Annotated in this window: 26 protein-coding genes; 16 read left to right on the top strand and 10 right to left on the bottom strand. The window is 48.3% G+C overall.

The genetic code is table 11. From position 1 onward, the window contains the following. Window positions 1-62: 62 nt before the first annotated feature. Both queA and M2404_RS05925 read right to left on the bottom strand, forming a co-directional pair. Window positions 63-1,088, bottom strand: coding sequence for a tRNA preQ1(34) S-adenosylmethionine ribosyltransferase-isomerase QueA (gene queA / locus M2404_RS05930; protein WP_259239047.1), 1,026 nt, complete (start codon window positions 1,086-1,088; stop codon window positions 63-65). Window positions 1,089-1,192: 104 nt separating this feature from the next. After that, entirely contained in the window at window positions 1,193-2,101 is a 909-nt protein-coding gene (locus M2404_RS05925) for a hydrogen peroxide-inducible genes activator (RefSeq protein ID WP_259238807.1), read from the bottom strand. A 372-nt stretch (window positions 2,102-2,473) separates the two neighbouring features. On the opposite strand from M2404_RS05925, the gene M2404_RS05920 reads away from it, so the two are divergent. Further along, window positions 2,474-4,735: a S8 family serine peptidase gene (locus M2404_RS05920; RefSeq protein WP_259238806.1), complete on the top strand. Its 2,262-nt coding sequence runs from the start codon at window positions 2,474-2,476 to the stop codon at window positions 4,733-4,735. 64 nt (window positions 4,736-4,799) lie between these two features. Here M2404_RS05920 and M2404_RS05915 read toward each other — a convergent pair whose 3' ends face one another. The 3 genes from M2404_RS05915 to phoU form a co-directional block, all read right to left on the bottom strand. Next, window positions 4,800-6,068 (bottom strand): inorganic phosphate transporter, encoded by a 1,269-nt coding sequence (locus M2404_RS05915; RefSeq protein ID WP_259238805.1) that lies wholly within the window; start codon window positions 6,066-6,068, stop codon window positions 4,800-4,802. An 18-nt stretch (window positions 6,069-6,086) separates the two neighbouring features. Next, complete coding sequence (locus M2404_RS05910; RefSeq protein ID WP_259238804.1) at window positions 6,087-6,764, bottom strand: TIGR00153 family protein; 678 nt, start codon at window positions 6,762-6,764, stop codon at window positions 6,087-6,089. Window positions 6,765-6,916: 152 nt separating this feature from the next. Beyond that, a complete protein-coding gene (gene phoU, locus M2404_RS05905; protein ID WP_259238803.1) occupies window positions 6,917-7,627 on the bottom strand; it encodes a phosphate signaling complex protein PhoU in 711 nt (236 codons plus the stop codon). Window positions 7,628-7,883: 256 nt separating this feature from the next. On the opposite strand from phoU, the gene M2404_RS05900 reads away from it, so the two are divergent. From M2404_RS05900 to M2404_RS05850, 11 genes are all read left to right on the top strand, one after another. Continuing rightward, on the top strand, window positions 7,884-8,390 hold the full coding sequence (locus tag M2404_RS05900; RefSeq protein WP_259238802.1) for a glycine cleavage system transcriptional repressor: 507 nt from the start codon (window positions 7,884-7,886) through the stop codon (window positions 8,388-8,390). A gap of 91 nt (window positions 8,391-8,481) precedes the next feature. Continuing rightward, window positions 8,482-10,602, top strand: a complete 2,121-nt coding sequence (gene ppk1 / locus M2404_RS05895; RefSeq protein ID WP_259238801.1) for a polyphosphate kinase 1 — start codon at window positions 8,482-8,484, stop codon at window positions 10,600-10,602. After that, window positions 10,599-12,137, top strand: coding sequence for a Ppx/GppA phosphatase family protein (locus M2404_RS05890; RefSeq protein ID WP_259238800.1), 1,539 nt, complete (start codon window positions 10,599-10,601; stop codon window positions 12,135-12,137). Before ppk1 ends, M2404_RS05890 begins: the two co-directional genes overlap by 4 nt. Window positions 12,138-12,296: 159 nt before the next feature. Beyond that, window positions 12,297-13,019, top strand: a complete 723-nt coding sequence (locus tag M2404_RS05885) for a Tle-like phospholipase domain-containing protein (RefSeq protein ID WP_259238799.1) — start codon at window positions 12,297-12,299, stop codon at window positions 13,017-13,019. Window positions 13,020-13,023: 4 nt separating this feature from the next. Then, window positions 13,024-13,785 (top strand): hypothetical protein, encoded by a 762-nt coding sequence (locus tag M2404_RS05880; protein WP_259238798.1) that lies wholly within the window; start codon window positions 13,024-13,026, stop codon window positions 13,783-13,785. A gap of 255 nt (window positions 13,786-14,040) precedes the next feature. After that, window positions 14,041-14,640: a hypothetical protein gene (locus M2404_RS05875; RefSeq protein ID WP_259238797.1), complete on the top strand. Its 600-nt coding sequence runs from the start codon at window positions 14,041-14,043 to the stop codon at window positions 14,638-14,640. Between the two features lie 337 nt (window positions 14,641-14,977). Further along, window positions 14,978-15,352: an ArsR/SmtB family transcription factor gene (locus tag M2404_RS05870; RefSeq protein WP_259238796.1), complete on the top strand. Its 375-nt coding sequence runs from the start codon at window positions 14,978-14,980 to the stop codon at window positions 15,350-15,352. Window positions 15,353-15,355: 3 nt separating this feature from the next. Continuing rightward, window positions 15,356-16,066, top strand: coding sequence for an arsenical resistance protein ArsH (gene arsH / locus M2404_RS05865; RefSeq protein ID WP_259238794.1), 711 nt, complete (start codon window positions 15,356-15,358; stop codon window positions 16,064-16,066). Window positions 16,067-16,077: 11 nt separating this feature from the next. Next, a complete protein-coding gene (locus M2404_RS05860) occupies window positions 16,078-16,494 on the top strand; it encodes an arsenate reductase ArsC (protein WP_259238793.1) in 417 nt (138 codons plus the stop codon). 35 nt (window positions 16,495-16,529) lie between these two features. Continuing rightward, window positions 16,530-17,546, top strand: a complete 1,017-nt coding sequence (gene arsB / locus M2404_RS05855; protein ID WP_310503070.1) for an ACR3 family arsenite efflux transporter — start codon at window positions 16,530-16,532, stop codon at window positions 17,544-17,546. Window positions 17,547-17,575: 29 nt separating this feature from the next. Further along, the gene (locus tag M2404_RS05850; protein WP_259238790.1) at window positions 17,576-18,064 is read left to right on the top strand and encodes a phosphatase domain-containing protein; all 489 of its coding nucleotides are present in this window, start codon (window positions 17,576-17,578) and stop codon (window positions 18,062-18,064) included. 42 nt (window positions 18,065-18,106) lie between these two features. Here the strand turns inward: M2404_RS05850 and M2404_RS05845 are convergent, their stop codons facing one another. Together M2404_RS05845 and M2404_RS05840 are read right to left on the bottom strand one after the other, a co-directional pair. Next, window positions 18,107-18,610, bottom strand: coding sequence for an MBL fold metallo-hydrolase (locus M2404_RS05845; protein ID WP_259238789.1), 504 nt, complete (start codon window positions 18,608-18,610; stop codon window positions 18,107-18,109). Next, window positions 18,559-18,867: an MBL fold metallo-hydrolase gene (locus tag M2404_RS05840; RefSeq protein ID WP_259238788.1), complete on the bottom strand. Its 309-nt coding sequence runs from the start codon at window positions 18,865-18,867 to the stop codon at window positions 18,559-18,561. The genes M2404_RS05845 and M2404_RS05840 overlap by 52 nt, the downstream gene beginning before the upstream one ends. A gap of 130 nt (window positions 18,868-18,997) precedes the next feature. Between M2404_RS05840 and M2404_RS05835 the strand changes: the two genes are divergently transcribed. The 4 genes from M2404_RS05835 (at window position 18,998) to M2404_RS05820 (ending at window position 23,007) form a co-directional block, all read left to right on the top strand. Then, entirely contained in the window at window positions 18,998-20,305 is a 1,308-nt protein-coding gene (locus M2404_RS05835; RefSeq protein ID WP_259238787.1) for an amidohydrolase, read from the top strand. 7 nt (window positions 20,306-20,312) lie between these two features. Then, window positions 20,313-20,894 carry a DNA-3-methyladenine glycosylase I gene (locus M2404_RS05830; protein WP_473091807.1) on the top strand — a complete coding sequence of 194 codons (582 nt, stop codon included), beginning with the start codon at window positions 20,313-20,315 and terminating at the stop codon, window positions 20,892-20,894. 330 nt (window positions 20,895-21,224) lie between these two features. Continuing rightward, window positions 21,225-22,127, top strand: a complete 903-nt coding sequence (locus tag M2404_RS05825; protein ID WP_310503069.1) for an SDR family oxidoreductase — start codon at window positions 21,225-21,227, stop codon at window positions 22,125-22,127. 1 nt (window position 22,128) lies between these two features. Further along, window positions 22,129-23,007, top strand: coding sequence for a hypothetical protein (locus tag M2404_RS05820; protein ID WP_259238786.1), 879 nt, complete (start codon window positions 22,129-22,131; stop codon window positions 23,005-23,007). Between the two features lie 15 nt (window positions 23,008-23,022). Here M2404_RS05820 and phoR read toward each other — a convergent pair whose 3' ends face one another. From phoR to M2404_RS05805, 3 genes are all read right to left on the bottom strand, one after another. Further along, window positions 23,023-24,354 carry a phosphate regulon sensor histidine kinase PhoR gene (gene phoR, locus M2404_RS05815; protein ID WP_259238785.1) on the bottom strand — a complete coding sequence of 444 codons (1,332 nt, stop codon included), beginning with the start codon at window positions 24,352-24,354 and terminating at the stop codon, window positions 23,023-23,025. A gap of 18 nt (window positions 24,355-24,372) precedes the next feature. Beyond that, the gene (gene phoB, locus M2404_RS05810) at window positions 24,373-25,059 is read right to left on the bottom strand and encodes a phosphate regulon transcriptional regulator PhoB (protein ID WP_259238784.1); all 687 of its coding nucleotides are present in this window, start codon (window positions 25,057-25,059) and stop codon (window positions 24,373-24,375) included. Between the two features lie 156 nt (window positions 25,060-25,215). Next, complete coding sequence (locus M2404_RS05805; RefSeq protein ID WP_259238783.1) at window positions 25,216-26,253, bottom strand: porin; 1,038 nt, start codon at window positions 26,251-26,253, stop codon at window positions 25,216-25,218. Window positions 26,254-26,367: the final 114 nt, after the last annotated feature.

Raw genomic sequence — 26,367 nt, 5'->3', positions numbered from 1 at the left:
CCCCTACTCTGGCGGCATGCTAAACATATCCAGTGCTCAGGACTCAACCAGCTTTTGCAGGCTTAACTAATAAACATCGCATCGCCGTAGGAGTAAAACCGGTACTGCTCTGCAATAGCTGTTTTATAAGCATTCATTACATTTTCACGGTTGCTGAACGCTGATACCAGCATAATTAACGTAGATTCTGGCAAGTGAAAATTAGTGATCAGCGCGTCAATCACCTTAAATTGATAGCCCGGATAGATAAAAATCTGTGTATCACCGTTATAGGCTACCAGCTTACCAGCGCCCTGCACTGCAGCTGACTCCAGCGAGCGCACCGACGTTGTACCCACGGCAACCACCCGGTTACCGCGCGCTTTGCAGGCTGCCACGGCGTCTACCACTTGTTGCGGCACCTCAATATATTCGGCGTGCATTTTATGCTCCAGCACATTAGCCACCCGCACCGGCTGAAACGTACCGGCACCAACATGTAGGGTTACATAAGCAAACTCAACGCCTTTAGCTTTAAGTTTATCCAGCAGCGGCTGGTCAAAATGCAGCCCGGCGGTGGGCGCGGCCACAGCGCCCGGTTTCTCGTTATACACTGTTTGATAACGTGCTTTATCTTCAGCATTATCGGGCCGGTCGATATAAGGTGGCAGCGGCATATGGCCTAAGCGTTCCAGCATTTCAAGTACCGGCTCATTGCCTGTTACTTCCAGCTCAAACAGCTCATCGTGGCGCTGATTCATTATCACTTTGGCACTGTTTTCCAGTATCAGCTCAGTGCCGGGCTTAGGTGCTTTACTGGCGCGTACATGGGCTAAAAAGCGCTTATCGTCCAGCATACGCTCAACCAACACTTCGACTTTACCACCTGAGGCTTTTTGGCCGAATAAACGCGCCGGGATCACTTTGGTATTATTAAATACCAGCAGGTCACCGGGTTGTAAAAAGCCAGCTAAGTCTTTAAAAATATGGTGTTGTAACTCACCACTGTGTTTATCCATAGCAAGTAAGCGGCTGGACGAACGTTCGGCTTTGGGAAAACGGGCGATAAGCTGCTCGGGCAACTCGAATGAAAAATCACTGACTTGCATACTGTTAACGGGCTCGTAAGTAACTGGCATAGAAGGTTCCTTGGCTTTACCGACCAGAGGGCACGGCAGAAAAAATCAGCCGGCATTTTAGCAGAACAGCCGCCTTAACGGCACTTTTGTTGCAGCACTTCGCTGATCAAATCAGCCATTAACCGGTAGCTGCCGGCTTTAGTTGATGTTGGCCGCCAGGCCACACCAATGTCACGGTAAGCATTACCGGTTGTGGGCGCTTGTGTAACTAATTCGGTACCATCGAGCAAACCGCTGTTAATCGCCATTTGTGGCATAAAAGTTACCCCCAGTTTATTATTTACCATCTGGGTTAAGGTGTGCAGGCTGGTCGCAAAAAACGGGTTTACCTTGCGGCTGTCTTCCAGCTCACAGGCTTTTACTGCATGGTTAGTCAGGCAATGCTCACGTTCCAGCAAAAAAATACTTTCATCCGGCCACTGGCTGATATCCTGGTTAAAACCACGGTTCAGCCATTCTTTGTGCAGCACCAGTTTAAAGGCATCCTGCGATAATACTTCTGTGTGAAATGCGCCGGTTTCATACGGCAGTGCCAGCAGCACCATATCCAGCCTGCCTTCAGCCAGAGCATGCAACGAATTTTCAGAGGTGTCTTCGCGCAGCAACAGCTGTAAATCCGGATAACGCTGGCGGCACAATGCCATAACTTCACTGAGAACAAACGGCGCTATGGTGGGTATACAACCTAAGCGGAACGGCCCTGTCATTGGCTTACCCTGGCATTTGGCAAATTCGGTTAACTCACCGCATTGTTCAATAATATACCGGGCCTGGCGCACCACATCTTCGCCCAGCGGGGTAAAAATAAAGGTTTTATGATCGCGCTCCAGCAACTGTGCATCCATAGTTTCTTCTAAATTGGCAATAGCCGCGCTGAGTGTTGACTGGCCGATATAACAAGCTTCTGCAGCACGGCCAAAGTGCTGGTGTTCATGTAATGCCAGCAGATACTGCAATTGTTTAATACTGGGCAAACGTTTCATTATTTATTCCGATTAAAAATATAAACATCATTCTGTAAAAATGCTTAGACTTTACGCCCTGTAACCGCGCTATGCAAGGGGGCCGCCAGTAATTTCACCGCGCACACAAAATTACAACTGATAAAAATTAGTAAACATAAATTCAACACCTTAAGTGATTTACCCCATTTTAATGTAAACATGAGTTTGAATAACCGCATTATTTGTTATAGCGTAAACAGCGAATTGTGTTAGAACAGTCAAAAGGCAGCTAACAGCCCTGCTGCAACAACTGAAGCCAATACAATAGTTCCCCCGTTTGCGAGTTGTGCTATCCGCGTTGTATCGGGTTCTGACAAGTTAAAAACTATAAAAATCACCTGGAGGGTGAACATGTCCAGATCACATCACACTGTACTACTGATCGGCGTTAGCTTACTGGCAAGCGCAGTATCAAATGCTATGGCCGCATCAACAGACTCATTGCGCCAGGCAGCAGAACAAGCCAGCAGCGAGCGCTATATCGTAAAATATAAAGACAACAGTCTGAGTAAAGATCCACTTCTCAACCGCAGTAAAGCTGCAAAAGATAATGCGCTGTCGGTATTAACCACTAATAGCGAACGTTTAAGCCGGCAAGGTGCTCGTGTTCACCATGTTCTGGCCAAACGTAACGCCATAGCTGCCGAGCTAAGCCCTGCCACGGTTAAAGCGTTAAAAGCAGATCCTAATGTGGAATATGTCGAGCGCGATTTACCGCGTTTTCCTATGTCGCAGCAAGTGCCTTACGGTTACACCATGGTGCAGGCCGATCTGGTCAGTGATCAGTTTGCCTCTAACCAGACGGTATGTGTTATCGACTCTGGCCTGGGCTTACCACATGAAGACTTTAACGATGCCAATATAACCGGCACCAATGATATAGGTACCGGTAACTGGTTCGACGCCGGTGGCCCGCACGGTACACATGTAGCCGGTACCATTGCTGCGCTGAATAATAATGTTGGTATTGTTGGCGTATTACCCAACGGCAACGTGAAACTGCATATTATTAAAGTATTTAATGCAGGTGGTTGGGGTTATTCTTCCTCTCTGGCACATGCGGTAGATACCTGTGTGCAAAACGGCTCTACCGTAATTAATATGAGTTTAGGTGGTGCCGGCTCAAACGTAACAGAGCGCAACGCCATGCAGGCCGCCTATGATGCCGGTGTGTTACTTGTTGCAGCAGCCGGTAATGATGGCAATACTGCTATGTCGTATCCGGCCTCTTATGATTCTGTAGTATCCGTTGCAGCGGTTGACGACACCAAAGCTCACGCCGACTTTTCGCAGCGGAATACCCAGGTAGAACTGGCGGGCCCGGGTGTAGCGGTAATGAGTACTTATCCCACCGGCACAGGCCTGGAAACCAGCCTGACGGTTAACGGTACAACCTACAGTACCAACCCGTTTGAAGGTTCTGCCATGGCAAGTTTAAATGCGGAACTTGCCAGCTGCGGCCTTGCGGTAAATACCTGTACCGGCGTTACCGATAAAATCTGTCTGATCCAGCGCGGCGAAGTATCCTTCGCACAAAAAGTGGAATCCTGTCAGGCTGGCGGTGGTATTGGCGCGGTTATTTATAACAACGAACCAGGCAATTTCAGCGGCACTTTAGGTGACGCCCCCACCACTAATATAGTGGCATTAAGCGTATCGCAGGAAGATGGCCAGTTGTTGGTTGCTGAGGTAGGTAACGATGCCAGCTTATTTGCCGGCCCGTCTAACTATGGCCTGATGGACGGTACCTCTATGGCGTCGCCGCATGTAGCTGGCGTGGCAGCGCTGGTATGGAGCCATTACCCGGATTGTAGCAATGCACAAATCCGCAGTGCTTTAGCAGCAACAGCAGAAGATTTAGGCGCCGCTGGGCGTGATACATCTTATGGGCATGGCTTGGTGCAAGCCAAAGCCGCAGTAGATTATCTGGCCGAGTTTGGCTGTGACGGTGATGGTGACGATAACGAGCCACCACCACCAACCGGCACAGAACTGAGTAACGGTGTAACAGTATCAGGCATCAACGCTGCTGCCGGTGAAGAACTGCTGTATACGCTGGCCGTACCTGCAGGCGCCAGTAACCTGTCGTTTGTTATGAACGGTGGTACCGGCGATGCCGATATGTATGTCAAATTTGGCAGCGAGCCAACCGCATCAAACTGGGACTGCCGGCCTTACCTGTTTGGTAACAACGAAAGCTGTGCTATTGACCCGGCACAAACCGGTACCTACTTTGTTAAATTGGTAGCATATAGCGCCTTTACCGGTGTAAACCTTACCGGTAGCTTTACCGCACCGGACTTACCGGATGCAGGCGGTGAAACCATTACCAACATCAACATAGCGCGCCGGGCCTGGCAGCACTACACGCTGGACGTACCGGAAGGTATGGCACAGCTAACTGTTGAAATCAGTGGTGGCAGCGGTGATGCCGATCTGTACGTGAAGCATGGCAGCCAGCCTACCAGTGGCAGCTATGATTGCCGGCCAAATAAAAACGGCAACAGCGAAACCTGTGTGATTAACAATCCGCAGGCCGGTGTATGGCATCTGTCAGTTTATGCCTTCCGGGCGGTAAGCGGCTTAACGCTGGTAAGTGAATACCAGCCGTAAGCGAGATAACTTCGCCATTAAAAAAGCCCTCGTAATTGAGGGCTTTTTGCTTATCAGCTGCACATTACACGCTGAAAATAGCCTTAAGAATATAGAAAAATATAATTGCCAGGCCAGCACCTACCGGCAGGGTAATAATCCACGAGATAAAGATATTACGCACCACGCCTAAATTCAGTGCAGCAATACCGCGGGCTAAACCTACACCTAACACTGCGCCAACCAGGGTTTGCGTGGTAGAAATAGGCAAACCGGTGCCAGAGGCAATAACCACGGTAGAGGCTGCTGACAACTCAGCAGCAAAACCACGGCTTGGCGTTAAATGCGTAATAGCTGTACCTACAGTTTTAATAACCCGTGCGCCTAAGGTCGCTAAACCGATAACAATACCTACCGCACCTAGTGGCAATATCCACCAGGCTAGTTGTGACTGCGTTGATATTTCGCCACCAGAACTGACAACACTTACTACGGCAGCCAAGGGCCCGATGGCATTAGCCACATCGTTAGAACCATGAGCAAAGGCCATACAACAGGCAGTGGTGATCATCAGTACACCAAAAATGCGCTCAACGTTATTAAACTGCATTTTTTTATCCGCTGCCGGGTCAAACTTAATACGGGAAATGATCACTTTACCAATCAAGCCCACCACCACTGCAATAGCCAGTGCAATGTAATAGCCGGTTAATGTGCTGATATCCAACCCGACATGCACCAGGCCTTTTTGCACGGTAACCAGTGACATCATAAAAGCAGCAAACGCCATATAAAAAGGAACATATTTTTTAGCATTTGCTAGCGGGTTATCGGTATCAAAGATCAGCCTTTGTGCACTCATAAAAAACATATAGGCCAGTACCCCTGCCAGCATCGGTGTCACAACCCAGCTGCCGACAATACCGCCTACTTTGTTCCAGTGCACAGCCTCCATGCCCACGCCTACAGCCGCAAAACCAATAATGGCGCCAACTATAGAGTGCGTGGTAGATACCGGCCAGCCAAAGTAAGAGGCCACAATCAGCCAGGTAGCTGCAGCCAACAGCGCCGCTATCATGCCGTAAGCCATTAATTCAGGTGTATCAACAAAGAAAGAGGCGTCGGTAATACCACCGCGAATGGTAGACGTAACAGAACCACCGGCTAAATAAGCACCGGCAAACTCAAAAATAGCAGCAATAACAATAGCTTGCTTTATCGTCAGCGCTTTAGAACCTACAGAAGTGCCCATTGCATTGGCAACATCATTGGCACCGACACCATAAGCCATTAAAAAACCGAACACGGCAGCGATAATGATCAGGATTAAACCGTATGATTGAATAATATCCATCAGGGAAACCTTTTAAAATTAACGGGCGAGCATAATTTCAAGACGCGAACCAACTTTCAGCGCGACGTCGGCTAAATCACCTACCCATTCCAGCGTGCGATACAGAAACATCACATCAATTGGGTTTAACTCTGTCTCGGCCAGACGCAAGGCTTTACGCAACTTGATTTGCATCTCGTCGGTGTCACCCTCAATGGTGTCCAGTTGCTCTACCATCTTAATAACCAGATCAACTTCACGGCCACGGAAACCGGTTTCCAGCAATTCGTCCAGCTCGTTAATGACTTCACTTGCCAGTGCGGTAGCGTCGATACAGCGCTGCACATAGGCTTTAAAGCCAGCCTGCAGACTTATAGGAATAAGCAACTCGCGGCCCAGTACACGGCCGGTAATATCTTTGGTTTTGTTAGCAATTTTGTCTTGTTGCGACACCAATTCTAAAATATCAGTCCGGTCTACCGGTAAAAATAGCCCACGCGGCAAATTAACGCGGATCTCGCGTTTTAATTTGTCGGCTTCCTTTTCCAACGCCACGATGTTTTTGCGTACATCCGCAGCTGTTTGCCAGTCCTGCAAATACACTGCATCAAAAAATGGCAACAACAATTCACTCGCCTGATGCACCTTGCGAATATGTTCCTCTATTGGCTTAATCGGTGATTTGGCAAACACGGATAAAAAAGTACTAGCTGGCATAGCCTGGCCTCGTATGTTGGTTTGACGATAGTCGGCGCGCATTGTAACGGCATTCAAAGCGCATGAAAAACGAAAAATGAATACACAATGAAAACGCCCTGAGCAGAAGTCTAGTCAGGGCGTTGGTGTTGTACAATAAAAACAGAGGAAAATCAGCTGCGTGCATCTTGTTCCAGCTGTTCGGCGCTGCTGTGGCGCACCACTTTACCTTTAACGAAAAAGATAATGTACTCAGCCAGGTTTTTACAGCGGTCGCCAATACGCTCCAGTGAACGGGCCGACCAGAGTACATTCATAATTTTTGGAATAGAACGCGGATCTTCAATCATGTAGGTCATTAGCTGGCGGGTAATCGCTTCATACTCGCGGTCAACTTTCTTATCTTCCTTATGTACCAGCAAAGCGGTTTCTACGTCCATACGGGCGAAAGCATCCAGCACATCATGCAGCATCTGCCCTACATGGCGGCCTAAATTATCCAGGTTAACCAGCAAGCCCTGCTGTTCTGAATTAAACGATTCCAGCGCCACCCTGGCAATACGCCGGGTTTCATCGCCTATGCGCTCTAAATCGGCAATGGTTTTCATAATGGCCATAATCAGGCGTAGATCGCTGGCAGCAGGCTGGCGGCGCACAATAATGCTTGTGCACTCTTTATCAATCTGCAGCTCCCAGTTATTTACTTTCAAATCGTTGTCTATCACCTTTTGGGCCAGCTCGGCATCTGCATTAGCAATGGCCATCAGCGCGTTATTCAGCTGTTGTTCGATTAAGCCGCCCATCGCCATTACATGGTTGCGCACTTCGTCAATTTCTTCATTAAAAGAACTGGAAATATGTTTTGTTAAATTGAGTTTATCCACTGCGAACTCCGTGCATGTGTCTGGTAAGGTGAAACCAAGGGTATGAGCCATCGCAAAAACAGCTTAAGTATAGTCAGAAAGGCAACTGCAGTGCCAGCATAGCGATAACCTGGCAGCCTTAACTTACTAAATTTACAAATAATGTTAAGGCTACATTTTAAAAATCGGTAACAGGCGCTACACTCAGGTCGTGTAAGCGGCAAACTACGGTGTTTTTGGCCGATACGCTAATTTAAGTCTGACAGGAAAATAGCGCATGAAGCAGTTAGTACTGACATTAATTGGTAAAGATAAAGCAGGTTTGGTTGAGACTCTGGCAACAGTAGTCAGCGCACACAATGGTAACTGGATGGCAAGCAACCTTAGCCATCTGGCGGGTTATTTCGCCGGGATATTACAAGTAGAAGTGGCCGAGCAGGATTTAGCTGAGCTTACCGCCGCACTGGAAAAAATCAGTGATCTGGATATTAAAATTCAGCACGGCATTCCCAGCAGCCTGAACGAGCAGCAGCATCTGAAATTTGTTATTACCGGTAACGATCGCCCGGGAATAGTGCGCGAGTTGTCATCGGTTATTAAACATAAAGGTACCAATATAGTGCACTTTGAAAGCAGCAAACAAAGCGCACCAAATTGGGGTGTGCCGCTGTTTAACGCAGTAGCTACAGTAGAACTGCCTTCCAGCGTTAGCCGTGACGAAGTGGTCACGGCGCTTGAAGCCATTGCCACTGATATTGTTGTTGATATTGAAACACAGGCCTGACATTTATATCGCAGCTGAATCTCAGCTGCGTTCATCTTATTGTCACAAAACTGCCATAGAGTAATAGCCAGTTGTAGTCAGGAGCTGGATCATGGAACATACCGACGCTGCCAACAGCGAATTTCCGCTTTACCCCCGCGAGCTTAGCTGGTTGTCTTTTAACGGCCGCGTGCTGCAGGAAGCCGCCGACGAACGTAACCCACCGATAGAGCGCTTACGTTTTCTTGGCATTTACTCCAATAATATGGACGAATTTTTCCGCGTGCGGGTAGCCGACGTTAAACGCCGCATTCTGTTGAAAAAGTACCAGCAAAGTGAACAGGAAGATGCTGAAGAGCTGATGCAGGAAATTCAGCAGCGCGTGTTGCAACTGGGTCAGCGCTTTAATGCTATTTATCTGGATATCCAGCTTGAACTTCGTAAGCACAATATTGAATTAATAGACAATTTCAAACTTACCGAGCTGCAATCCGGCTGGGTACGCAGCTATTTTCGCGACGAAGTGCTAAAGCATATTTCACCGATGATTCTGTCGGGTGACGAGGTCAGTTTACCCAAGGCACTGGAAGACAACACCACCTATCTGATGGTAGAGATGACCGGCAGTGCTAAACCGGAATATGCCATAGTGCAGGTGCCTACCACCGAATTGTCGCGGTTTATTGAACTGCCGCTGCATTTAAATACCCGCAAGAAAAACGGCCACTACCGGCGGCAAATATTGTTGCTGGACGATGTAATAGTGCATTGTATTGCCGACTTATTTGCCGGTTTTTTTGAGTTTGACAATATTCAGGCATACTCGTTAAAACTGACCCGCGATGCGGAATACAATATCAGCGATACTCTGGATCAAAGCCTGCTGGATAAAATGTCGAAGGGAATTCGCCAGCGGCTGAAATCTGAGCCGGTGCGGCTGGTGTATGATGCTGCCATGCCAGAGCAAATGCTAAAAGTACTGAGTAAGCAGCTGGGCACCAGCTCAACAGACTCGTTAATTCCCGGCAGCCGTTACCGCAATTTTAAAGACTTTATCAGCTTTCCGAATATTGGCCATCAAAGCACCGAGTTTCCACCGATGCCGCCCCTGAAAAGCCCTGATTTTGAGCAATACGCCACCAGTTTTGACGCCATCCGTGCCGGTGATATTCTGCTGCACTACCCATATCATAACTTTGGCTACTTTACCGAGTGGGTGCGCCAGGCCTCATTCGACCCTAAAGTAACCCATATTAAAATGACGATGTACCGGGTAGCCAAACACTCGCGGGTTATTCATTCTCTGCTGGACGCGGTGCGTAACGGCAAAAAAGTTACCGTGGTAGTTGAGCTAAAAGCGCGGTTTGATGAAGAAAACAATATCAACTGGGCGCGCAAAATGACTGAAGCCGGCATCCAGGTGGTATTTGGCTTAACCACGCTGAAAATTCACTCTAAGTTATGCCTGATCAGCCGAATGGAAAAAGGCAAGCTGGTGCATTATGGCCATATCGGCACCGGTAACTTTAACGAGAAAACCGCACGTATATACACCGATATGAGCTTGTTTACCTGCCATCAGGAAATTACTGCAGAAATCGGCCAGGTGTTTGAGTTTATTGAGTACAGCTACCGGCCATACCAGTTTAACCACCTGATTGTTTCGCCTACCTGGAGCAGGCCACGGCTGATACAACTGATTCAGCGCGAAATCGACTTTGCTGTTAGCGGCCGCAAAGCGGAAATTTTCCTTAAGGTAAATAACCTGGTTGACCAGCAAATTGTTGACCTGTTATACCGCGCCAGCCAGGCCGGGGTAAAAATTCGCATGATTATCCGCGGTATGTGCTCACTTGTTCCCGGTTTGCCGGGCAAAAGCCAGAATATCAAAGTAATTTCTGTACTGGACCGCTTCTTAGAGCATTCACGCATTTACGTGTTTCATAACGGCGGCGAAACCGATGTTTACCTGTCTTCAGCCGATTGGATGACGCGTAATATTGACCAGCGGGTAGAGGTAGGCGTACCAATATACGATGTGCGTTTAAAGCAACAAGTTTTAGACACTCTGGATATTCAGTGGCGGGACAACGTAAAGGCACGTATTATTGATGCCAAACAAAGTAATGCCTATGTTAAACGTGGCAATAAACGCAGCATCCGCTCGCAGCAGCAGATCTACGAATATCTGGCCCGCCAGCAAGGGCAACTGATCAATACCGAGACGGAATGAACGACAACCAACCAAGTAAAGACCGCCCGGACGACCACGCCTACATGGCAGCGGTCGATCTGGGCTCAAACTCTTTTCATATGGTAATAGCGCGGGTAATAGATGGCGATATTCAGCTGTTACACCGCGAAAAACAAAAAGTACAACTGGCCGAAGGCTTAAACGAGCAACTGGTATTAAGTGAAGAAGCCATAGAGCGCGGCCTGAGTGTGCTGGCACAATTTGCCGATACCTTAATTCCTTTTGCGCCACAGTCAGTGCGGGTTATTGCCACCTACACCCTGCGCCGGGCACGTAACTCTGCCACCTTTTTACGCCGCGCCAAAGCCGTATTCCCGTTTCCGATAGAAGTGATCTCTGGCCAGGAAGAAGCCCGTTTTATTTATCAGGGTGTAGCACATTTCGAGCATTTCTCCGGCCGGCGGCTGGTAATAGATATCGGCGGTGGCAGTACCGAGTTCGCCATTGGCGAGGGTGTGCAGCCCCTGCGGCTAAGCAGCCGCAATATGGGTTGTGTCAGCTACGCGTTGCAACATTTTGCCCAGGGCCGCATTAGTGACAAACGTTTCAACCGCGCTGTTCTACAGGCCGAGCAAGAGCTGGAGCCGATTGTCAGCAGCTTTAAAGCCGCAGGCTGGCAGCAGGCAGTCGGTACCTCCGGTACGGTAAAAACCATCCGCGATATTATTATCGGTATGGGGTTAAGCAGCAATGCACTGGAGCTTTCACACCTGCTGGCACTAAAAGAGCATCTGGTGCAGCAGGAAAACAGCTATCAGCTGGACTTACCCGGCCTGACAGATGATCGCAAACTGCTGATTTGCTCTGGCCTGGCCATTTTGATTGCCGCCTTTAATCTACTGCAAATTGAGCAACTGATTTATATCGATGCAGCCCTGCGCGAAGGCGTACTGTACGAAATGAGCGACCGGCTGCAGCATCTGGATATACGCGAACATAGCGTGGCTAGCCTGCAACGCCGGTATGACGTTGATATGGCGCAGGCAGAGCGGGTTAGCCAAACCGCACTGCTATTGTTTAGCCAGGTACGTAGCCAGTGGCAACTGACCGATGAAGATGCAGTATTACTGGGCTGGGCCGCTACTTTATACGAAGTGGGCCTGCACATTAACTCGTCCGGCGTACAAAAACACTCGGCCTATATTCTGCAAAATGCCAACCTGCCCGGTTTTAACCAGGAACAACAGCAACTTATCGCCACCCTGGTGCGGTTTCACCGCCGTAAAATCCGTGCCGATGAAATACCGGCCTTTAGTTTGTATCAACTACCGCAAGTGATATATCTGCTGGTGCTGTTACGCCTGGCAGTACTGTTGAACCAAAAGCGCCGCGACGACCTGCTGCCAGAACTGCAAGCCGAAGCCGGTAGCCAGTATCTACAACTTAAACTCAGCACAGACTGGCTAACACAACAAAGCTTGCTGGCAGCCGATTTAATGCAGGAGCAAAAATCGCTGAAAAAAATTGCTTTTGTGCTCGATTGCCCGGGCTTGGTGGATGCAGTGCCGGGGTAAACCGGCTGTAGCATTTAAAACTATGCTTGTGCAGCGCAGTTTTATGCTCAAGATCATCTGCCCTAGACACAAAACAACAACCCATACACAAATAGAACAATTTGACAACAAATAAGCAGCCAAATACTATTCAGGTACTTCACTCTACAAGGAATAGTAATGGCCTCTGTATTAGATTTAGCGAAATGTTGCAGTGCAGTATATGAAACAGCCCCTTCTGTACCTGGGTTGCGATTAATCGAAGAATATAATCGCATTCCGTATGGTTTTTACGCCGCCCTGTTCAAAAAAGGTGATATCGCCATTTTAGCTGTACGCGGTACCGATGATCTGCGTCATGATGTCCCCAGCAATGCCACATTGTTTGCTGGGGGCATGCCAACCCAGTATAGACCAGCGAGAGATTCGCTTAATTTGGCGTTTGATCGGGCGGAAGTTAACACTGATAATTTTTATGTAACAGGCCATTCCTTGGGCGGCGGTTTAGCAGCGTTATTATCGGCTAAACACAGTTCACCTTTACCTCTGGTCACTTTTAATGCACCGGGTATGTTAAGGGCTGCAACCAGCTCTAACTTTGGTTTAATTGGTAATTTAATTAACCGTGTCCGTTTAAGTGGTTACCGCAATAACTTTAAAAAGGTGCTGCATATCCGCAGCGAGCACGATACCGTCTCAGTAGGCACCGGCCCCCGAATTACCGGCAATACCCGCACGCTTAGCAATAATCAATGTGGCAATATCAGCCTGGCTGGCAGAATATCTCCCGCACTTGGCGCGGCACAAGCCGGGCAACGCACATTATGCGCCCATAGCATGGCTGGTTTAGTACAATTAATTGCGACAGAGCCTGAATTTACTAAACCAATTAGTTGGAGTTAGCCGCATGCGTTTTTTGTTATTACTGTTGGCGTCTATTGCATTGCTGAGTTGCTCAGAGCCTAATGCCTTGTCAGCACCTGAACAACCCGAAAACATACCAAAGCATGATCCTAAGCAGTATTCTTTGCTAAACGAGCAAATGGTATACACCGCACGTTTTGCTGAGATTTTCGGCTTGGATCCGACAAACGCTATTGAACTTAACTCTGGTGTATTAGCAATTCGTATCTACTGGACGGTATTTGCCAATCGAGATGCTGTTTATGCAATGTATGAGCCGCATGAATATCGAGATAAGTTGCCGGTACTACAAATTCAATTATTCCTGGAAGATAGTGTACCTGTACAACTCGATCGCAACGAAGGGACACAATACAACTATGAATCTTTTGTGCGATCTGGTTTTCGCTACTTTCAACATAAGGCTCCTCAACCTACCGAAGAGATCGAGCAAGCTGATTATCAGGAATTCTACAACCGCGTTATTTTACGTAGCGAAGTAGAAGAAGGTGTTGTAACCAGAGCAATTAATCGTTATAAAAAATCACTGGTACCAAGCATTACGGCATTAGAGTTTGTTGGCCTGTTCCGCACTCCGTTTGATATTTACCTCTATACAGGTAAAGAACCTGCGCGTTCAGAATTTAGCAGCATCCACGTAAAACGGATCAGTGAGTCGCGCGATAATTACGATACTGAGCAGTTTTTCCGGCTAACAATTCCAGACGAATTAGCACCAGTGCTAAAGCAGCCATACCGCGAATAACCCGCCTGTGGATACAGTTCGACATTATAAACTGCATGCTTTCGTTACTATTACTGCAAGCTGAAAACGCTTGCACCTGTAAGCCATTGTAAGCAATTGAAAGACGGAGTAATGTGAACTGTATTAAATACTCAAAGGCTGGTTAATCCGTATTTAGACGCTTATGGCGTTTGATTACACTATGGAGACTTTGGAGGTAACATGTGGGAGGGACTAACCGCTGTCGCGACCTGTATCTCAGCTCTAGCGGCATGCTTGGCTACTTATTTTGCTGCCAGCACCCGTAAGCAAAGTAACCTAGCTAAACGTGCCGAATTTCTCGAGTCACGGCCTCTATTTACTTTTGCTAGCTTTTCTCTCACACGCCCGACAGTCTCAAAAGCTCTCAGTACTGAGAAAGAAATTCTTGATCCTAGAGTAGGCATCATATCAGGCTACATTCGTAACTCCGGCCGTCGTCCTGCATACAACGTCTCGGGTTTTGCATTTGTACTACCGTATGAACAGCGCAAAGAGGTCAAAGCCTTTCCTATAGGAATAGCCGACGATGCAATGCCTAATACGGAATGGAATGTCAAGAGTGGCTATATTCAGGTTGTTCCAGACAACTTTCCAGGATCAGATGTGGCTAACTACAACGACCCAGGCTTTTTCGTAGCGATCGCAATTGCCTACGATGACACGGCTGCAAGCACTTCTTGTACGCAAATGTCCTTTATGAAATGGTCTGGCGTGAGTAACAACGTGGTATCCGGCGTATTAATAGCAGCAACATCAGAAGAGAAGCGGCTGATGCTTCAACAGCACGCAAACTTGCTTCTGCAATTTCAGCGCCCACCTAACAATGCTTCTTAGCTCCCGTGTTGAGGCTGAGCATTTTTCACACTACACTTTAATAGTTACGCCACAGGTAACGCTTTAAGGTTAAGATGAATTTCAGTGAGGCTGATATGACCGTTTTAACACGTAGCACCAAGTTAGCTGTGCAACATCCAGGACAGGTATTGCTGCAAAAAATATGATCTGCATAAAGCTGCAACGCTTAATGTCGTAGCTGAGCCGCTGTACCAATATAGCTAAGCAATACAAATAGCAGCGCCCAGTAACCACCCGCCTTTTTCATTTTGATATTTGACATCGCCTTACTATAGGCGCAAACTTCGTTTATCGTCGAATAACGATAATAAAATAAATGAGCACAGAAAACGATCCATCCAATGAGCAACTGGCAGCTATTGCCAAAGCTTTAGCACACCCGGCACGCATTCAAATTATCCGTTTGCTGCTTAGCAAAACCTCCTGCATTGGCGGCGAGATAACCCACGAAGTTGGCCTGGCGCAATCTACGGTATCAGAGCATTTGCGTATTCTAAAAGCCGCTGGCGTGGTGGCAGGTGAAATAGAACACCCGCGCGTGTGTTACTCGCTTAACCTTAACAGCTTGTTACCACTAATGAGCCTGCTACAGCTTGTGGCCGATACAGCAACAACCGTTGCTGGCAGCGATGGCCTGTGTTGCCCGCTTACGCCGCAATCTTGTGATCAGCCATCTCGTGATCCGGAGTAACCTATGCACAACTTACCTAATATTAATCCAGCGCTATTGCAACAGCCGGACAATGCTCAGGTGTTTGCCGACAAACCTTCAGCGCATAAACCGCGTATTTTGTTGTTATATGGCTCATTGCGCCAGCGCTCGTTTAGCCGGCTGGTAACAGAAGAAGCTGCACGCCTGTTAGATGCCATGGGCGCAGAAATCTGTATTTTTAACCCGGCAGGTTTACCGCTGCCAGACAGCGAAGATGTAAGTCACCCTAAAGTAGCCGAGCTGCGCGAATTGGTAGAATGGTGTGAAGGCATGGTGTGGTGCTCACCCGAACGCCACGGCGCCATGACCGGCATTATGAAAACCCAAATTGACTGGATCCCGTTATCGCTTGGCGCAGTGCGGCCAACTCAGGGTAAAACCCTGGCAGTAATGCAGGTATGCGGCGGCTCACAGTCTTTTAATACTGTTAATCAGATGCGGGTGCTAGGGCGCTGGATGCGTATGCTGACCATTCCAAACCAGTCTTCTGTTGCCAAAGCCTATCAGGAATTTGATGACAGCGACAGGATGAAACCCTCGCCCTACTACGATCGCATAGTTGATGTAATGGAAGAGCTGGTGAAATTTACCCTGCTGGTGCGCGATCGCAGCGACTACCTGGTAAATCGTTATTCCGAGCGCAAAGAATCGGCAGAAGCGGTAGCAAGCCGGGTAAACCAAGGCACTATTTAGAGAGGTAAAATATGAAGCAGATCCTGTTTTTATGTGTGGCCAACTCGGCCCGCAGCCAGATGGCTGAGGGCTTAGCCAAACATTACTTGCCAGCAACTATTCAGGTACAAAGTGCTGGCTCACAACCGTCAATGCTTAATCCTTATGCGGTTACTGCCATGGCTGAGCTGGGTATTGATATCAGCAAGCACTACGCTAAAGCGGTTGAAGATATTGACAGTAGCCAAGTAGACGCCGTTATTACCTTATGTGTCGAAGAAGTGTGTCCAATATTTTTAGGTAATGTGCAACGTTTACACTGGCCGATCAATGAACCTTCTGCTGGTCGCGAAACGCCAAAGCAACTGCTGCAGGGCTTTCGCACTGCCAGAGACGAGATTAAACAACACATCCTTCAACTGGCTGAATCAATATCAGCACAGAACTAAAAATATCAAGCAATATCCTTTAGAGGATGAAACGAATGGGCATTTTTGAGCGATATTTATCGGTTTGGGTGGCACTATGTATCGTTGCAGGTGTACTACTAGGCAACCTGCTACCGGCAGTATTTCAGGCCATTGCCGCGCTGGAATATGGCCAGATCAACTTAGTGGTAGCCGTACTGATTTGGCTGATGATCTACCCAATGATGGTGCAAATTGATTTTGCCGCCATTAAAGATGTCGGCAAAAAGCCCAAAGGCTTAATACTGACGCTGGTTATGAACTGGCTGGTAAAGCCCTTTACCATGGCTGCATTAGGCTGGTTGTTTTTTAAAGTGTTTTTTGCCGGTTGGGTAAATCCACAAAGCGCCAATGAATATATCGCCGGTATGATTTTACTCGGTGTTGCGCCTTGCACTGCGATGGTGTTTGTCTGGAGCCAGCTTACTAAAGGCGATGCCAACTACACCCTGGTGCAGGTGTCAGTAAACGACATTATTATGATTTTCGCCTTTGCGCCACTGGCCGCCTTACTGCTTGGCGTTAGTGATATTACTATCCCATGGCAAACGCTGTTGTTATCTGTGGTGCTTTATGTGCTGCTGCCGCTGATTGCCGGAATGCTAACGCGTAAGCAGCTTAATAATGGCAGCAGTGAGCAGCGCATTGGCCAGTTCTTAGCTAAAGCCAAACCCTGGTCGATGCTTGGTTTGCTCGCCACCGTAATGCTGCTATTTGGTTTTCAGGCGCAAACTATAGTAGCAAAACCGCTGATTATTTTGCTGATTGCTATACCGCTGTTAATTCAAACCTACGGCATTTTTGCCATTACTTATGCAGTGGCGAAAAAAATGCAGCTGCCGCATAACATCGCTGCTCCGGCTTGTATGATTAGCACCTCTAACTTTTTTGAATTGGCGGTAGCCGTGGCCATTGCCTTATTTGGCCTAAACAGCGGCGCCGCCCTGGCCACCGTTGTTGGCGTACTGGTAGAAGTACCGGTAATGCTATCGCTGGTATGGTTTGCTAACCGCACCCGGCACTGGTTTAACTAACTGAATAAAAAACTACTACAGGACAAAATATGAGCCATCCGTTTGATATATTAGCGCTAAGTACAGGCCAACTGATTTTTACACCCTGCCCCGGTACTAAAGGCGTAAGCCTTACCGATAGCGTTGCACAGCTTAAAGCTGCCGGTGCAGCAGCCATTATTACCATGATGCCACAGCAGGAGTTAGCACAGAATAACGTTGAAAATCTGGCCGCTGTTTGCAGCGACCTTGGCTTGCAGTGGTTTCAGTTACCGGTAGAAGATGATTGCGCGCCACAACAACCGTTTGAGCAGGCTTTTGCCACCCATAAAGCCGCAATACTGGCCTTGCTGCAAGACGGCAACACGGTAGCTATTCACTGCAAAGGGGGCTCTGGCCGCACCAGCTTAATGGCGACAATACTGATGACACAACTGGGTTATAGCAAAGCCGACGCCACAGCAAAGGTACAAGGGCTGCGGCCCAAAGCACTCGGCTTAGCAGTGCATCAGGCATATTTTGCCAATTTTATTGTTTGATGCAGTAAAGTCCCGTACTGTTTTAAACCGGCATCCCGCTACTCAGTGCGAGCGGTTTTGCCAGCCCAAGGTATGCAAAATGCGGTTACGCATTGAGTGCCAGTGGTTTTTTGGCAAAGTTGGTGCTTGCGCCAGAATGTCGTCGAAATTGATACTGTCGCCCGCGCGGGGCGGCAGATGAGCAAAATACAGCTGGCTCGGTTGCAACGCGCTAACGCGCTTAAGTGACTGTTTATATTGATTAGGGTGACAAACCGGGTAAGGTGGCACCAGGCGCTTTTTAACCGACACAATTAAATCGGCAATATACAACTGTTTACTGGGCTGATGCATAAGCGACACATCATGGTCGGTATGGCCGGGAGTATAAATAACCTGCCAGTCTGGAAAATCAGGCAATTGCTGCCCGTCGGCCAACGCAATATCCGTTTTCAGTATTGGGTTATACCAGATATGACGCTTGGGCTTGCCCAAACGGCTGGCTACCCACCAGGTTAAGCTAACATCAATAATATGCGCTGTACGACCCAGCCCCCCGAGTACCACAGGCACGCCTTAGGGTGACAAGCAATGCTGGCGCCGGTTTTACGCCGCAGCAGATGGGCGCCACCGGCATGATCCGGATGCATATGGGTAACCACCACCAGCTTAAGCGCCGTTAGCGGCAACGCTAATTTTTTGCTGATAAAGTCACACACTGTGGATACATCGGCACGGCTGCAACCATCAAGCAACAATAAACCTGCAGCATCCTGCACCAGATAAATGTTCTGAATGTATCCCGGAATGATATGTAACTGCATCGGCCTGAGTCTGTTTTTTGAAGCAACTGGTCCGACATTACCTAAGCTAACGGCAATTTTCCAGCAGCAATTGCCATTTTCATCCGGGGCGCTTAAGGTAGTAGCACTATATAAAAATGATGGAGTTACTATGCGCTGGTCACTATTAAGCCTGGCTTTATTACCACTGTTACATACCCCGATAGCTGCTGCCGGGCAGCGGCAAGAGCTAAGCAAACAAATAGAACAAGTAATGCCTAAGGTTATAGAATGGCGCCGTGATATCCATCAACACCCGGAATTATCTAACCGCGAAGTGCGTACTGCAGCCAAAGTAGCAGCACATCTGAAAAAGCTCGGCTTAGAAGTGCGTACCGGCATTGCCCATACCGGCGTGGTGGGTATTTTAAAGGGTGGCAAAGATGGCCCGGTGGTAGCACTGCGTGCCGATATGGATGCACTGCCGGTAACAGAGCAAACCGGGCTGCCGTTTGCATCAAAAGTTATCAGTGAGTTTAACGGCCAGCAAACCGGCGTAATGCACGCCTGCGGCCACGATGCTCATGTGGCTATGCTAATGGGTGCCGCCGAAGTGCTAAGCAAACAAAAAGCCGATATTGCCGGTACCATTATGTTTGTGTTTCAGCCTGCCGAAGAAGGCCCACCGGCCGGTGAAGAAGGTGGCGCCAAGATGATGCTGGCCGAAGGCCTATTTGCTAACCCAAGCCCCAGCGCCATTTTCGGCCTGCATGTCTGGCCAGGAGAGCCCGGCCAGCTGCAGGTAAAAACCGAAGGCATTATGGCGGCGGCCGATAGCTTTCAGATTACCGTTAAGGGCAAACAAGTACATGGCTCGTCTCCATGGCGAGGTATCGATCCAATCAACATTACCGGCCAGTTAATCAGCGCTATTAACCTGATACCGGCGCGGCAAATTGATGTCACTAAAGCACCGGCCGTGGTGTCATTTGGCCAGGTACATGGCGGTATCCGCTGGAATATTATTCCGGACGACGTAAAGCTCGAAGGTACCATTCGTACCTTTGACAGCGAAATGCGTGAAGATTTAATTGCCCGCATGGAACACACCAGCGAACATATTGCCAAAGCCAGCGGCGCTGAAGCACATTTTCACGTACATAATTTTGCTGCTGTAACCTGGAATGATCCGGCACTGACAGAATGGGCGATGCCAAGCCTGAAATGGGCCGCCGGCGATAAAGGTGTCGCATCTATTAAACCCATTACCGGCGCCGAAGACTTCTCGTTTTATCAGCAACAAATTCCGGGCGTGTTTTTCTTTTTAGGCATCTCACCCGAAGGTAAACCGCTTAGTGAAGTGCCGCCAAACCACTCACCGATGTTTGATGTTAACGAAGATGCACTGGTGAACGGCGTACGTGCATTAACCGGCCTGGCACTGGATTATCTGGCCCAGCCACCCAAGCTGGAAAAATAAGGAACCGATGATGAACACTCCGTGCCGCTGCCACTGGGTAGATTTAACCAAACCGGATTATGTTGCCTACCACGATACAGAATGGGGCGTACCGGTGTATGACGACAACAAGCTGTTTGAGTTTTTAACGCTGGAAGCAGCACAGGCCGGGCTTAGCTGGTATACAGTACTGAAAAAGCGCGACAGCTACCGCGCTGCTTTTGCTAACTTTGATCCGGTAAAAGTCGCCGCTTTTGATGACGCCAAAGCCGCCGAATTGTTGCAAAACCCCGGCATTATCCGCAACCGGTTAAAAGTAGCTGCGGCTATTAATAACGCCGCCCGGTTTATAGAAGTACAAGCCGAGTTTGGCAGCTTCAGCAACTATCAATGGCGCTTTGTAAACGGCCAGCCGCAGTTAAACAGCATCGCCAGCCCGGCCGATTACCGTGCAACCAGCCCGGAATCGGATGCAATGAGCAAAGACTTAAAAAAACGTGGTTTTAAGTTTGTTGGCTCCACCATTATTTACGCCCATATGCAGGCCTGCGGTATGGTCAATGATCATCACAATAACTGCTTTCGCAAAACACAGGCAGTAACAAACTAACATGCAACCGGCTGAGGTAAAAATACCTGCACCGAATGCCCGGAAGCTCCAAACAAGGCGCCAGCTTAATCTGGCGCTTTAAAACAGAAGTTAATGTAGATCAGCTTCGGCTGCTGTTGGTGGCTTATGAAAATTTTACGTTTTACCCCGGTAAGATATTCAGCCCCGGCTTAATTTTTACTTCCGTTACCCAGCCCACTCACCAGTCCCTGACAACCTTTCTGTCTGATTCAACTACGCTATTTGTTAGCCTGGCCGTATAGGCACAAAAACTGCTTACTTTGCTAATACCCCTAGTATCGTTCTGTGTAACTCAACCGGAGGTACCTGATGAAAGCGCAAAACCAGTGCAGTATGCAAGATCCCCGTAAGCAGTACCCGATAGATAACACCCACTATGATGAAACCCAGCCAGACCCCGCACTTGATGCAATATTATCGCCCAGAGCAGACCACGGTGAAAACAGCTACCAGGGTAGTGGCAGATTAACAGGCCGAAAAGCGCTGATCACCGGCGGTGATTCAGGTATTGGCCGCGCAGTGGCCATTGCCTTTGCCCGCGAAGGCGCTGATGTGATGATTAATTATCTGCCATCTGAAAAACAAGATGCTCATACCGTACTAAAAGAACTACATGCAGCGGATGTAAAGGCCTATGCAGCAGCCGGTGATATTTCAGATGAAAAATTTTGCCAAAGCCTGGTACAGCAAGCAGCTGAAAAACTGGGTTGTATTGATATCCTGGTCAATAACGCTGGCAAGCAACAGTTTGTTGCAGAATTGGCAGAGCTAAGCAGTGAACAGTTTCAGCAAACTTATGCAACCAATGTGTTTGCTATGTTTTGGATTACCAAAGCCGCACTGCCGCATATGCCCGCCGGTGCAAGTATAATTAATACTACGTCTATCCAGTCTTACCAACCATCGGCCGGTTTGCTGGACTATGCATCCAGTAAAAGCGCTATTACCGGTTTTACCAAAAGCCTGGCTAAGATGCTGATTAAAAAGGGCATAAGGGTTAACGCCGTAGCGCCCGGACCAATCTGGACACCACTGCAGCAAAGTGGCGGCCAACCTGCAGACAAACTGGAAGAATTTGGCCAGAATACGCCGATGGGCCGCCCTGGCCAACCAGCTGAATTGGCACCGGCTTACGTTTATCTGGCGTCGCAGGAATCCAGCTATGTTACCGCTGAAGTTCTGGGCGTAACCGGCGGCCAGCATTTGCCTTAAGATGAAAGCTGCAGCAGATAAGTTGGTAAACATTAAATTGCAAGACACCAGAGCTGAACCGTCAGACTTAACCCTGGGCGAAATTAATCAGTTATTTCATCGTCAGTATGCAAAAAGAAAGCAGCATTTTGTCGACATAATCAAACACGGACATATTTTGCTTATAGTGCGCATGGATAGCCGGCTGATTGCCTGTTGTGGCACCCGTATCGAGGAGTTTATCGTTAATGGTCCAGGCTATCATCGGCTGAAAGCCCTGAGCCACAGCACCATGGCGGTTTATTACACACTGCAGCAAACTCCACAGGCTGATGCTGCAGCGTTGCTAAACCAGCTCCTGACACAGCTTAAATGTGAGGCAGATAATGTCGTCGGTCAGCTGCTATTTGCTGCCACGCAGCAATTACTCAATGCGGCAAATTACGATGGCACCCTTGATCACGGCTTGCTATTAGAATACAGCCGCAAACTTGAACCCGTTTTTGCACAGCTAATGCTGCAAAGTGCGACAGACGAAACAACACAACTACTGCGGTTTTTAGATGAAATAGCGGAGCAATTCGGCAAAGCCGCCGCTGATACATTTTTCGTAGTATTTGGCGGCCCCCAGGCCCGTTACCGGCAACTAACGAAACAAGTGTTTGAAAATTGGTGTCAGGAGGCTGCTGATATCGTAGTGGATACCCGCCACCATGTCAGATATTACGAACATGGCACTACTCTGGCTGATGCAGTAAACCTGATAGCAACAGCGCTGGCGGATCGTGAACTGGCACAGACTTTCTTGGGTCATGCCGATGCATTGGATCAGGATGTGTTAGCTGTGGTTGCACAACAAGCGATTAAACGTGGCTGGCGTAGTAAAAAACGGACGCAATAATATTTTTGCAGGTTGTTACTGCGGTTTCATCTCACGTTTTGTTGTTTTCTGCCCCAACACCAGTTCTGCCGGTATAGAGAAAGAAAAACTGCTGCCCTTACCCGGTTCACTGAAAATCATTAACCGGCTGTTATGGCGCGACAGTACGTGTTTTACAATCGCCAGCCCCAGCCCGGTGCCACCGGTGTTGCGGGCACGGGCCTGATCTACCCGGTAAAAACGCTCGGTAAGGCGCTTTACATGGTGCGCAGCTATACCCTCGCCATTGTCGTTAACGGCAAACAACGCTTTTAAATGCTGGCGCTGCCAGCTAACGCTGATATCGCCACCGGCAGGGGTATATTTAATGGCATTAGTTACCAGATTAGAAAAAGCACTGCGTAACTCTTCGGTTACACCGGTAACCTTCAGGCTGTCGTCAATATCAAAGCGGATACGGTGCTGTTTTTCGCGGTTTAGTGTTTGTGCCTCCTGCTCCAGTTGATGCAGCATAGCAGGCACATCGACTACAGGTTCAAACTGCACTCTGGCAGAGGCTTCAATACGCGACAATGTTAGCAACTGCTGCACCAGAGAATCCATACGTTTGGTTTGATCCAGCATAACGTTATGGGCTTTTTTCCACATGGCTTTATCAGGCAGATGTTCGTCGTCCATCACTTCAAGGTAGCCCTGCAGCACCGTAAGCGGCGTGCGTAGCTCATGTGATACGTTGGCAACAAAGTCTTTGCGGATTTGCTCCAGCTGCTTTAGCTGAGTGATATCACGCACAATCAGCAGGTATTGCTCTGCGCCGTAAGACATAATATTAAATTCAAGCGTCAGCTGGTCGTTAACCGGCGAGGCAAGCTCAAGCGGTTGCTCAAACCTGGTTTGTTTTAAATAATGCAAAAAATCAGGATGACGGATCAGGTTGTCTAAGCGCTGGCCTTCATCAGCCGGCCAATGCAGGCCTACCAGAATTTGCGCCAGCTTATTGCTCCAGATAATGCTCCAGTCATCAGTTAGCACCACTACGGCTTCAGGCAGGGCTTCGGCACCATCACGAAAACGGCGTACTACATTGCGCAGCTCGCGTTTTTTACGTCTGTCGCGCCGTTGCAGGTAGTAAATACCTTCGAATAAATGGCCCCAGATGCCTTCGCTGATCGGCGGCGATAATTTGCGGTCACGCCACAACCACTTATCCATTAAAAATAAATGATGGTAGTGCCAAAGCAGCAGCGCGACGGTAAAAATAAGCAACGCCAGCAGCAGGCTGTTAGAAATAAGGCCAACCAGAGCAATAAAACAGTAAAAAAGGAAGAGTTTAGTGTATACCTTCCTTTTTGATAACAGTTGGCGCATAGCGTTAGGGTTTAGCCTTTATTTAGCAGAAAAACGGTAGCCTGAGCCCCGCACGGTTTGCACTAATCTATCATGCCCGGCAACAGAAATCGCCTTGCGTAAACGGCGGATATGCACATCTACTGTGCGGTCTTCTACATACACGTTGGTGCCCCAGACATGATCCAGCAGTTGTTCACGGCTGTAAACCCGCTCCGGGTGGGTCATAAAGAAATGCAATAAACGAAACTCGGTTGGCCCCATATCCAGCGCTTGATCAGCAGCCATTACGCGGTGCGACACCGGATCAAGCTTTAACCCCTGAACTTCAATTACTTCATCCAGGCTGGTAGGCGCCACGCGGCGGATCACTGCTTTAATACGAGCCATCAGCTCTTTGGGTGAAAATGGCTTGGTAACATAATCATCAGCGCCTACTTCCAGGCCGCGTACTTTATCTTCTTCTTCACCACGGGCGGTGATCATAATGATAGGAATATTACGGGTAAGGTCGTGCTGTTTCATTTTTTTGGCAATTTGAATACCGCTGCCACCGGGCAGCATCCAGTCCAGCAGCACTAAATCCGGGTAGGGTTCAACCAGTGCATTAATGGCAGAGTCGAAATCTTCTGCCGTTGCTGCTTGATAACCGTTTTGCTCCAGCACAAAACACAGCATATCGCGGATGGGCGCTTCATCTTCTACAACCAGGATTCTTCTTGACATAGTGTTCTACCGAAGTGTTTAGCATGCGCCTATTATGCGCATAAATTATGACAATTTTATGAAACAAAACCAAATAAACATTTTTATAACAAATAATATTTATACTGCCGAATAAAAAAGCCCGCAACGAAGGCGGGCTTAATGGCGGCTATCCGCTTAGAAGCTGTATTGGATACCTAAAGATAAACCTGCAGCATTTTCACCGGTAATAGTGCTTAACTGTGTATCACGGCCACCGGCTGACACACGGTAGTTCGCGCTGTCGTCGTTTGATGTTACGCCGTAAGCGATATACATCAGTAAATCTTTGCTGAAGTTACGGTCTGCACCGATAACAAACATGTTGGCACCGGTGTTGTCGGTATCGTTGTCACCCGCTACGTAGTACTGGCTGCGCAGCGTATAAGCACCCATTTTGTAGCTGGCACCAATACCGTATACGTTACGGTCACCACCTGGTACATCGCTGGCGTTCTGATACATACCGGCTAAGCGGAACGCATCAGTGATGTCATAGAATACACCTACACGCACTGCGCTTGGGTCCAGATCATTTTGGCCTTCAAAAGTTTCATATGCTACAGCAGCATAGAAGCCTTTAACTTCATAGCTTACCGACATACTGTAAGATTCCTGCACGTTATCTACTGTTGCGCCGGTGTTATTGTGCGGCGTGTAGTGTAAGTCAAACGTGAAGTTGTTCATGCTTGGGCTGCGGTAATGCACGCCGTTTTTATAACGCTCGTCAAACACGTTACCGATATTGGCATTAGTATCGCCTGAAGTGCTGGTACGGGTTAAGTTACGGATATCACCGATACGGTCACCGAACATATCGACTTTGCCACGTACGGCTTTTAATGGCGTATCAAACTGGCCGGCACGTACCTGGCCGAAATCGCCTTTGATACCAACGAAAGAATCACGCGATGCCCAGTTACCAGAACCTTCATCAAAACGGATATTCTGTTCAATCTGTACGAAGGCTTCTAAACCACCTTCCAGTTTAGTGCTGGCTTTAAAACCCAGACGGCTGGAGTTACTTGACACATTAGTGCCATCTTCTTCACCGTTATCCAGTGAGTCCAGTGATAAATGGGCGCGGCCATATATGGTAACGTCAGCAGCCATAGCCGGAACAGCTAAAGAAGCCAGTACAGCAGCGGCAACCAGACCAAATTTGATTGTTTTCATTTTACTCTCCGAATAGTCGTTATTATCGATGTGCCTGTGTTTAACTGGGGCACAGTATCGGCAGAGAAAATGTCGGTATGATGTCTGTTTGGTGACAGTTTTATGACGAAAGCA

It is taken from the genome of Rheinheimera pacifica (genome assembly GCF_024809855.1).
In the GTDB taxonomy this organism is placed as follows: domain Bacteria; phylum Pseudomonadota; class Gammaproteobacteria; order Enterobacterales; family Alteromonadaceae; genus Alishewanella; species Alishewanella pacifica_A.
Note: the sequence above shows the minus strand (reverse complement) of the source record. Positions and strands in the feature narration are given on the sequence as shown.

Coding starts and splice junctions, on each gene's coding strand:
- queA (WP_259239047.1), bottom strand. CDS start 1,088: ATGCAAGTCAGTGATTTTTCATTCGAGTTGCCCGAGCAGCTTATCGCC.
- M2404_RS05925 (WP_259238807.1), bottom strand. CDS start 2,101: ATGAAACGTTTGCCCAGTATTAAACAATTGCAGTATCTGCTGGCATTA.
- M2404_RS05920 (WP_259238806.1), top strand. CDS start 2,474: ATGTCCAGATCACATCACACTGTACTACTGATCGGCGTTAGCTTACTG.
- M2404_RS05915 (WP_259238805.1), bottom strand. CDS start 6,068: ATGGATATTATTCAATCATACGGTTTAATCCTGATCATTATCGCTGCC.
- M2404_RS05910 (WP_259238804.1), bottom strand. CDS start 6,764: ATGCCAGCTAGTACTTTTTTATCCGTGTTTGCCAAATCACCGATTAAG.
- M2404_RS05900 (WP_259238802.1), top strand. CDS start 7,884: ATGAAGCAGTTAGTACTGACATTAATTGGTAAAGATAAAGCAGGTTTG.
- ppk1 (WP_259238801.1), top strand. CDS start 8,482: ATGGAACATACCGACGCTGCCAACAGCGAATTTCCGCTTTACCCCCGC.
- M2404_RS05890 (WP_259238800.1), top strand. CDS start 10,599: ATGAACGACAACCAACCAAGTAAAGACCGCCCGGACGACCACGCCTAC.
- M2404_RS05885 (WP_259238799.1), top strand. CDS start 12,297: ATGGCCTCTGTATTAGATTTAGCGAAATGTTGCAGTGCAGTATATGAA.
- M2404_RS05880 (WP_259238798.1), top strand. CDS start 13,024: ATGCGTTTTTTGTTATTACTGTTGGCGTCTATTGCATTGCTGAGTTGC.
- M2404_RS05870 (WP_259238796.1), top strand. CDS start 14,978: ATGAGCACAGAAAACGATCCATCCAATGAGCAACTGGCAGCTATTGCC.
- arsH (WP_259238794.1), top strand. CDS start 15,356: ATGCACAACTTACCTAATATTAATCCAGCGCTATTGCAACAGCCGGAC.
- M2404_RS05860 (WP_259238793.1), top strand. CDS start 16,078: ATGAAGCAGATCCTGTTTTTATGTGTGGCCAACTCGGCCCGCAGCCAG.
- arsB (WP_310503070.1), top strand. CDS start 16,530: ATGGGCATTTTTGAGCGATATTTATCGGTTTGGGTGGCACTATGTATC.
- M2404_RS05850 (WP_259238790.1), top strand. CDS start 17,576: ATGAGCCATCCGTTTGATATATTAGCGCTAAGTACAGGCCAACTGATT.
- M2404_RS05840 (WP_259238788.1), bottom strand. CDS start 18,867: ATGCAGTTACATATCATTCCGGGATACATTCAGAACATTTATCTGGTG.
- M2404_RS05835 (WP_259238787.1), top strand. CDS start 18,998: ATGCGCTGGTCACTATTAAGCCTGGCTTTATTACCACTGTTACATACC.
- M2404_RS05830 (WP_473091807.1), top strand. CDS start 20,313: ATGATGAACACTCCGTGCCGCTGCCACTGGGTAGATTTAACCAAACCG.
- M2404_RS05825 (WP_310503069.1), top strand. CDS start 21,225: ATGAAAGCGCAAAACCAGTGCAGTATGCAAGATCCCCGTAAGCAGTAC.
- M2404_RS05820 (WP_259238786.1), top strand. CDS start 22,129: ATGAAAGCTGCAGCAGATAAGTTGGTAAACATTAAATTGCAAGACACC.
- phoR (WP_259238785.1), bottom strand. CDS start 24,354: ATGCGCCAACTGTTATCAAAAAGGAAGGTATACACTAAACTCTTCCTT.
- phoB (WP_259238784.1), bottom strand. CDS start 25,059: ATGTCAAGAAGAATCCTGGTTGTAGAAGATGAAGCGCCCATCCGCGAT.
- M2404_RS05805 (WP_259238783.1), bottom strand. CDS start 26,253: ATGAAAACAATCAAATTTGGTCTGGTTGCCGCTGCTGTACTGGCTTCT.